Genomic DNA, 8264 nt, shown 5'->3' on the forward strand with positions numbered 1-8264 from the left:
TGGCGATGTAGCCGGCGTCGAGGCAGGCTTCGCGCTGCGGCATCTTCTCCTGCGGGCTGCGCAGGGTTTCCCACCACGACGCCCGGTGCGCGGCGCGCGGCAGCGCCGCATCGATGATCGCCTCGATCTCCTCGAAGGTCAGCACGAATTCGGTCAAATGCTGCTTCTTCAGATAATCCCGCAGCGCGTCGTAGTCGTTCACAACATCCTCGATGACAAACGATAAGGGTCCGGCAACCACCCGTTAACCTATTCGGCGGCCGCTGTCGCCATTTAAGGCGACAACAAGATTTCCCGTTGCATGACGACGCTTTGGAGCGGGACATGCCATTTCGACGGGGAAACGACGCAAGGCGGCGCTGGCGGTTATCGGCAAAGCTGCTGATCGCAGCGTCCGTTGCGACCGTCCTCGGCTTCTCCGCAGTCTGCGCCGGCGTGATGTTCGACATGCGTCGCGGCGAGGAACAGCTGGCCCGCCGCACCCTGGAGAATCTGGCGTCAGGCATCGAGGCCGACATCAGCCGCAACATCGAGCTCTACGACCTGTCGCTGCGCGCGGTCGCCAGCAATCTGGAAATGCCAGAGATCCGCGGCGTCAGCAAGGAACTGCGCCAGCTGATCCTGTTCGATCACGCCGCGACCGCAAAGCATTTCGGCGCGATCCAGGTGTTCGACACCAAGGGTAATCTGACCATCGACGCGGCGAGCCTCGATCCGCAGCCGGAGAACCGCAGCGACGAGGAGTATTTCGCCATCCAGCGCGACCATCCCGACACCGGGCTGTATGTCAGCCGACCGATGCTGCATCGCGGCGCCTACGCGATCGTGCTGAGCCGGCGTATCACCGGTGAGGACGGCCGCTTTCTCGGCGTCGTGGTCGGCTCGATCCGCTTCAGCTACTTCCACGATCTGTTCGGGCGGCTGAACCTCACCCCGGGCGACACCATCACGGTGCTGCGCAACGACCGCACCATCATCATGCGGACGCCGTTCGATCTCGACGTGATCGGCAAGAACCTCGCCGAGCAGCTGGACTGGCGATCCGAGAACCTGAAGGTGGGCGGCGCGTTCTCGGGCAAGGGCCCGGTCGACGACACGCCGCGGCTCTATGTCAGGCGCAGCAGCAGCGGGCCGCTTTACGTGGTGGTCGGCAAGCCGCTCGAAGCCGTCTTCAATCTATGGCGCACCGAGGCGATCCGGATCGGCGCGATCATGGCCTTTCTGGTGCTGTTCGTGCTCAGCGCGACGCTGGTGCTCGCCCGCGAGATCGTCCGCCGCGCCGACGCCGAGGACAAGCTCGAGGAACTGGCGACCACCGACGCCCTCACCGGCCTGAAGAACCGGCGCAAGTTCGATGCCGAGATCGACCGCGAATGGCGTCGTGCCGGCCGCTACGGCCAGCCGGTCGCACTGCTGATGATCGATGCCGATCATTTCAAGGCCTACAACGACACCTATGGGCATCAGGCCGGCGACCAGGTGCTGGTGGGAATTGCGATCTGCATCTCGGACGCGGTGCGCCGCGCCGGCGATTGCCCGGCGCGCTTCGGCGGCGAGGAGTTCGCCGTGCTGCTGCCCAACATGACCGCGCTCGAGGCCTTCAACCTGGCCGAGACCATCCGCGGCAAGGTCCAGCAATGGTGCGAGGGCGAGCTGATCACGACGGTGAGCGTCGGCGTCGCCAGCATGCGGCCGCTCGCAGGCCAGCAATGGTCCGACCTGATCGAAGCCGCCGACAAGGCGCTCTACGCCGCCAAGGCCAACGGCCGCAACCAGTCGGTGCTCGCCACCGTGCCGAAGATGGCGCTGGTGGCGTAGGGACCTGTACATGCACTGCTCTCGCGGTTCATCGTCATGACGAAGCCGATGTCACGCCACATCCACTGCGTCGTCCCGGCGAAGGCCGGGACCCATAACCACCGCATGTGATTGTAAACGGGATTGTGGCCGCAGCGTCGCGCAACAACGAGCATTCGGGGTAATGGGTCCCGGCCTTCGCCGGGACGACGCTGAGTTTGCTGCGGCGTCGAAACTCATACATCGGCATTCTGAACGCCGCTGACGCCAACTCAGCCGCGGTGCTTCTTCTTTGGCTTCTTGCCGAACTTCGGTTTCGAAGCCGACACGTCCGGCCAGTGTCCGGCCTGGCCGGGCTTGTTCCGATTCTTCTTTTTCTTGCCGAACCCTGGCTCGCTGTCGAATTTCGGCTTCGCGCCTTTGCCATCCCGGTCGGATCGGAACGCGGCTCTCGGTTCCTGTCTTGGCGCATAGTCTTCACGCGAACGGCCCGCGCCTTCGCTCGAAAATGCTCTCGCCTCGCGGTCCGGCTTGCCGCGTCGCTTGGCGGCTGCATCATCACGCGGCTCGTCGCGGCGCGGTGCGGTGTGGCCGCCGTCATCCTTGTCGCGCCAAGGATCGTGCCTGGGCTCGTGCCTGGGCTTGCGCGCCGGCTTGTCCGAGGGTGCCTGGCGCTGCGGAGCGTCCGCCAGCGGCTCGATGCGGATGGTGTCTTCCTTGTCCGGACGCTTGATCTTGACCGCGAAGGAATCCGCGACCCGCGCGGCGATCTCGAACTCGGTGGTCGTATCCGAGATCTTGATGGCGCCGATGTCGTGCTTGTCGATGCCGCCGCGGCGGCAGATCATCGGCAACAGCCAGCGGGCTTCGGCATTCTTCCTGCGTCCGATCGAGGCGCGGAACCAGACGGTAGCCTCCTCCATGCCGTGACGCGGGGAAGCCTTGCCGGCCTTCGATCGCGGCCCGGCCGGACGATCCTCGCGGCGCGAGGTGCGCTCGCCGCGGCGATCGTCGCGCTCGCGGCCCCGGCCCTCGCCGGGATCGAGAATGTCTTCAGGCGCAGGCAGCCGCGCGCGATAGAACCGGGCCAGCGCCGCGGCGATCGCCTCGGGCGACCGTTCGGCAAGCAAGGCTTGCGCGAGCGCCAGGTCGTCGGAGGTCGTCTCCTCGGAGAACACCGCATCCTGCATCAGGCGGTCATGGTCGAGCTTGCGGATCTCGTCCGCCTGCGGCGCAGAACCCCAGACCACATCGATGCCGGCCAGATTCAGCAGCAATTCGGCGCGGCGCCGCCGTGCCGGCGGGACAAGCAGGATGCTGACACCCTTGCGGCCGGCGCGGCCGGTGCGGCCCGAGCGATGCTGCATGACCTCCGGGTCTTTCGGCAGATCGGCATGAATGACGAGATCGAGGCTCGGCAGATCGATGCCGCGCGCCGCCACGTCGGTCGCGACACAAACCCTGGACCGTCCGTCGCGCAACGCCTGCAGTGCCTGGGTGCGCTCGTTCTGGGTCATTTCGCCTGACAGCGAGGCCACCGAGAACCCGCGCTCGAGCAGCGCCGCCTGCAAATGCCTGACGGCTTCTCGCGTGTTGCAAAACACCAGCGCGCTCGGCGCCTCATGGAAGCGCAGCACGTTGACGACCGCGTGCTCGACATCGTCGGCGGCCACCCGGATGGCGCGGTACTCGATATCGGCGTGGCCGCCCTCGTCGCCCGCGACCTCGATCCGGAACGCCTGTTGCTGATACTGCTTGGCCAGCGCGACGATGCCGCGCGGAAACGTCGCCGAGAACAGCAAGGTGCGGCGGGTGTCCGGCGTGGTCTCGAGAATGAACTCCATGTCCTCGCGGAAGCCGAGATTGAGCATCTCATCGGCCTCGTCGAGAACGACGACCCGCAAGCCCGAAATGTCGAGACGGCCGCGCCGCAAATGGTCGCACAACCGGCCGGGCGTGCCGACCACGATGTGGGCGCCTGCGGCAAGCTCGCGCTGCTCGCGGCGCGGGTCCATGCCGCCGACGCAGGAGACGACGCGACCGTCCGCGTGTTCATAGAGCCATGCGAGCTCGCGCTGAACCTGCAAGGCGAGCTCGCGGGTCGGCGCGACGATCAGCGCCAGCGGCGCGGCCGCCGGTTCGAACCGCTCGGCGCCATCGAGCAGGTCCTTTGCCATGGCCAATCCATAGGCAACGGTCTTGCCCGAGCCGGTTTGGGCCGAAACGAGCAGATCACGGTCAACGGCGTCGTCCGCGAGCACGGCAAGCTGGACGGGGGTCGGCTGTTCGTAGTTGCGCTCAGCCAAGGCGCGGGCGAGCGGCGAACTTGTGGTCGGAAAGGGCACGAGATGGGAAACCTTGATTGGTCCGGGTGCAGAACGTCGAGCGGGACGACCTGAGGCTGCGTACCCGGCAGGCGGCACAGCCGCATGACGATTTGGGCTGCTTTACGCCAAGAACAACCAAACCGCCATGCCCCCGCAGCGGAAAAAGCCGCGGATCAGGCCGGTTGCCCGATCGGGGGCCGGCTGCCCGCGATCCGGTCCATCAATCCGGACAGCCGCGACGGCGGCGGGCCGGCTGCGGCAATCAGGCCGCCCGCCCCGCGCAGCGCGCCCGGCATCAGCTCGCAGGCCAGCAGCCGATCGCGCTGATATGGACCGGGCATGCGGAGCGCGCCGGTGGTCTCGGCCGAGAAGCCGAAACGGCGGTAATAGGCGGCGTCGCCGACCAGGATGACGGCGCGGTGACCGAGCCGATGCGCCCGCTGCAAGGCCTGCCGCATCAGCGCGGCGCCGATGCCGAGGCATCGCGCCTCCTCCGCCACCGCGAGCGGGCCGAGCAGCAGGCAGGCGTGACCGGTGCCGGTCACGATCGGCCACAGCCGCAATGTGCCGACCAGATGGCTGCCACGGCGCGCGACAAACGCGAGGCCGCGCGCAAGTTTGCGGCCCTCGCGCAGCCGCTCCGAGGTCTTGGCCAAGCGGCCAGGACCGAATGCAGCGTCGAGCAGACCCTCTCGCGCCGCCACGTCCGAACGGCGTTCCTGACGGATCGCAACCGGCTTCTCGTTCGGAGAACCAAATGAGGACATCACGCAACCCTCGCCAGATAGATGAAGACCTCGTCGAGGTCCCGGCACTTGAAGCGCTCGGCGAGCTCGCCCGGACGTCCCATCGCGACAATGCGGCCGTGACTCATGATGACGACGAAGTCGCAGAGCTGCTCGACCTCGGTCATGTTGTGCGAGGACAGCAGGATGGTGGCGCCGCGGCGCTTCTGATAGGCGCGCAGCCGGCTGCGCACCCACTCTGCACGGTCAGGGTCGAGCGATGCCGTCGGCTCGTCGAGCAGCAGCACGTCCGGGTCGTTGATCAGTGCCTTCGCCACGGCAACCCGGGTCTTCTGCCCGGCCGAGAGCCGCCCGGTGACGCGGTCGAGCACGTCGCCGAGCTCGAAATCCTCGATCAGTTCCTCGATCCGCGCCTTGAGATTGGCGACACCATAGAGCCGTCCGAACACCGTCAGGTTCTGCCGCACGGTGAGTCGCCCCGGCAATGCGACATAGGGACTTTCGAAATTCATCCGGCTGAGCACCTTGTGACGCTCGGTCGCCATGTCGTGGCCCAACACCATGGCGCGGCCGAAGCTTGGCACCACCAGGCCCATGATCATGGCGATGGTGGTGGTCTTGCCGGCGCCGTTGCCGCCGAGCAGGCCGACGGTCCAGCCCTTGGGCACGTTGAAGTTCACGTCGTCGACGGCCCAGTGGGTGTGGTACTTCTTGCAGAGGTCCTCGACCGCGATGGCCGGCGCTTCATCGATACCGAGGCTCACAGGCGCATTGTCCTGTGCGGGCGTGGTGTTTGGCGACACCGGCGTCAGATGTCTGCGGGGCAGAAAGCGTTCGATGCTGCTCATGGATGTCTCCCTTACTCGCCCATGGTGAGCAGGCCGCCCTTGTGGCGGGCGCTCTGCAACAGGGCAACGAATGTGGCGAAGCCCATGCCGAGATAGACGGCGTTGAGCGCGAGGCATTCCATCATCAGGTCGGTGCGGAAGGTGCCGTCGAGCAGCACGGCGCGCATGCCCTCGAACACATAGGTCGGCGTCAGCGACCAGGCGACCGGGTGCAGCCAGACCGGCAGCGCCTCGACCGGGTAGTAGACGCAGCACAGCGGCAGCAGCACGATCATGATCGAGTAGGCGAGACTTTCGGCACCGAGGCCCTGGCGGATCACGAGGCCTGCGACGACGAGCCCGATCGCCCAGCTGGTCAGCACGAGGTTGAGGAAGAACAAGATCAACCCCGGCCCCATCGCAAAGACATTGAAGCCGAACAGCAGCAGCGTCAGCAATGTCACCGGCAACGTGCCAATCACCAGCCGGATCAGGCTCATCAGCATCAGCGAGGCCGCAAGCTCGGCCGGCTGCAACGGGCTCATCATCAGATTGGCGAGGTTTCGCGACCAGATCTCCTCCAGGAAGGTGAAAGTGAAGCCGAGCTGGCCGCGAAACAGCACATCCCAGAGCAGGACGGCGCCGAGCAGCAGGCCGGCAGTGGAGGCCATCGCCGACTTGCTTTGATAGAGGTAGGTATAGAGGAAACCCCACACCATCATCTGCATCGCCGGCCAGTAGACGATCTCGAGCAGCCGCAGCCATGACGAGCGCAGGATGTAGTAGTAGCGCGCCGTCATGGCGGCGATGCGGTTCAGTGACTGAGTCATGGCACGCACTCCTCTCGCCGAGATCAATCGAACTCGCGGCGGATCGGGCGGCGCTTGCCGACCTTGGGCGGAAACGCGAGCAGCGCGTTGGCCTGCACCCGGACCGGATGCTCGAGGCAGGCCGCGAGCAGATCCTCCAGATGTGCGACCGAGCCGCGCAGCCGCGACATCGGCGTATCCTGGCCGAGCACGACGCGCGCCTCGACGAGGTCGACGCCGCGCTGCACGATCTCGAACTGCGCCAGATGCAGGTTGCAGTCGAACATCCAGCGATAGGTTGCATCGAGAATGCTGCCGGCCGGGACCTTGCGGCCGTCGCGGTTGACGAAGGCATCGTTGAGCCGGCCGTCGATGCTCGCGATCTGCGACCAGTTGATGTCTGATGGCGCCGGATTGGCCGGCCGCGTGATGTAGTCGCCCTGCACGTAGCGGATGAACGGCATCGCCTCGTTGAGCAGGTTGGTGATCACGGCGATGCCGGACTGGCCGTCGGCCTGCGACGCCATCGTGACGGGATCGAGCACGTCGAGATGCACAGTGTCCTCGCAGACGTGATACTGGCCGTCGGGCATCTCCAGCGCGATCCGCGTCGCTTCCTCGGAGGAATATTCGTCGAGCACGGGCACGCCGAGCTGGCGCGACCATTCCTGACGGGCAGTACGCGAGGAATATTCCGAATGCGTTACCGCGAGATTGAGCGAGGAACGGAACTCGTCGACATGCGGCATCAGCGCATCCAGGCTCGACGGATAGAGCGAGAGGATCTTCGGCCCGAGGTAACGCAGATGCTGGGCGACGCGCGCCGGCGGGATCAGGTTCGAGATGAAGGCAGTCGGATAGTCGCCGCCGATCGAATCGAACCACCACGGCACGGTGTAGACATGGGCGAGCAGATCCTCGGTGCGGTAATTGCCGCCGCTCTGCATCGCGAACTGGCGGACACCCTGGATGGTGTCGGTGATGACGGCGTCATAATCGACGCGGATCAGCAACGTCTGGCCGGACGAGCCCGACGAGCGCGTCGGAAACAGGTTTTCCGGCTTGTACTTCTTGTTGACGCACTGGTCCGGGAAGGCCGCGACCAGCTCGGGCTTGGTGATGACAGGGATCTTCTGGATGTCGTCGTAGTCGCGCAGATGTTCCGGCTTGAAGCCGGCCGCATCATACTTGGCGCGGTAGACCGGAATGTCGCGGTAGGCGAGCTCGACCAGCTCCTTGATCCGGGCGAACTGCCGCGCGCGGATTTCCGACACCGGCAGATAGGGGTGCCGCATGCATTCGCCGAGATAGTTCGCGGTGGCCGCGACCAGCTCGGGCGCCGCCTCGTTGGAGGGCTGAAAATCCGGGCGGGTGTGCTCGGTCTCCCAGAACTGGCGCTGCGGCGCGCTGGTCGCATCGGCGGGAACGAGGGACGCGGCGGCCTGATCATGCTCCGGCACCAGAGCAACGCCGTCATCGGAAACACTGATTGCAAGGGAGGACGTCATCTTCAGCTCCATGATTGACGGGAGACCGCCCGTTCATGGCGCTATCAATGGCTCGCGGCGCGCGTGGCCGCCGTGACGCGGGTCACACGCGGTCGCACCCCGCGCGCAGGCCGAGACGTAAGGCGGGTTAGGCGAAGCCGTAACCCGCCATTGCTCCGGCGCATCGCGTTGCGGCGGGGTACGCTGACGCTAACGCGCTCTACAAGGCTGATGCTTCAGGTGCCTACTTGCCCCCGGTCGCCTTCCTGAT

At 66.0% G+C, this 8264-nt stretch carries 7 protein-coding genes; 1 reads left to right on the plus strand and 6 read right to left on the minus strand.

What is annotated here, in order from left to right; genetic code table 11:
- Positions 1 to 202 (minus strand): hypothetical protein (locus BraRD5C2_RS28395; protein WP_223974313.1); only part of this gene is annotated, 202 nt, incomplete at its 3' end.
- 122 nt (positions 203 to 324) lie between these two features.
- Here BraRD5C2_RS28395 and BraRD5C2_RS28400 point away from each other — a divergent pair.
- Entirely contained in the window at positions 325 to 1818 is a 1494-nt protein-coding gene (locus tag BraRD5C2_RS28400) for a sensor domain-containing diguanylate cyclase (protein WP_223974315.1), read from the plus strand.
- 251 nt (positions 1819 to 2069) lie between these two features.
- On the opposite strand, the gene BraRD5C2_RS28405 is transcribed toward BraRD5C2_RS28400, so the two are convergent.
- The 5 genes from BraRD5C2_RS28405 to BraRD5C2_RS28425 form a co-directional block, all read right to left on the minus strand.
- The gene (locus BraRD5C2_RS28405; protein ID WP_223974317.1) at positions 2070 to 4142 is read right to left on the minus strand and encodes a DEAD/DEAH box helicase; all 2073 of its coding nucleotides are present in this window, start codon (positions 4140 to 4142) and stop codon (positions 2070 to 2072) included.
- Between the two features lie 155 nt (positions 4143 to 4297).
- The gene (locus BraRD5C2_RS28410) at positions 4298 to 4891 is read right to left on the minus strand and encodes a GNAT family N-acetyltransferase (protein WP_223974319.1); all 594 of its coding nucleotides are present in this window, start codon (positions 4889 to 4891) and stop codon (positions 4298 to 4300) included.
- The gene (locus BraRD5C2_RS28415; RefSeq protein ID WP_223974321.1) at positions 4891 to 5718 is read right to left on the minus strand and encodes an ABC transporter ATP-binding protein; all 828 of its coding nucleotides are present in this window, start codon (positions 5716 to 5718) and stop codon (positions 4891 to 4893) included. Before BraRD5C2_RS28415 ends, BraRD5C2_RS28410 begins: the two co-directional genes overlap by 1 nt.
- 11 nt (positions 5719 to 5729) lie before the next feature.
- Positions 5730 to 6527, minus strand: coding sequence for an ABC transporter permease (locus tag BraRD5C2_RS28420; protein WP_223974323.1), 798 nt, complete (start codon positions 6525 to 6527; stop codon positions 5730 to 5732).
- A gap of 23 nt (positions 6528 to 6550) precedes the next feature.
- Entirely contained in the window at positions 6551 to 8014 is a 1464-nt protein-coding gene (locus tag BraRD5C2_RS28425) for a phenylacetate--CoA ligase family protein (RefSeq protein ID WP_223974325.1), read from the minus strand.
- Positions 8015 to 8264: the final 250 nt, after the last annotated feature.

The sequence above is a fragment of the Bradyrhizobium sp. RD5-C2 genome, from assembly GCF_019972155.1.
In the GTDB taxonomy this organism is placed as follows: Bacteria; Pseudomonadota; Alphaproteobacteria; order Rhizobiales; family Xanthobacteraceae; genus Bradyrhizobium.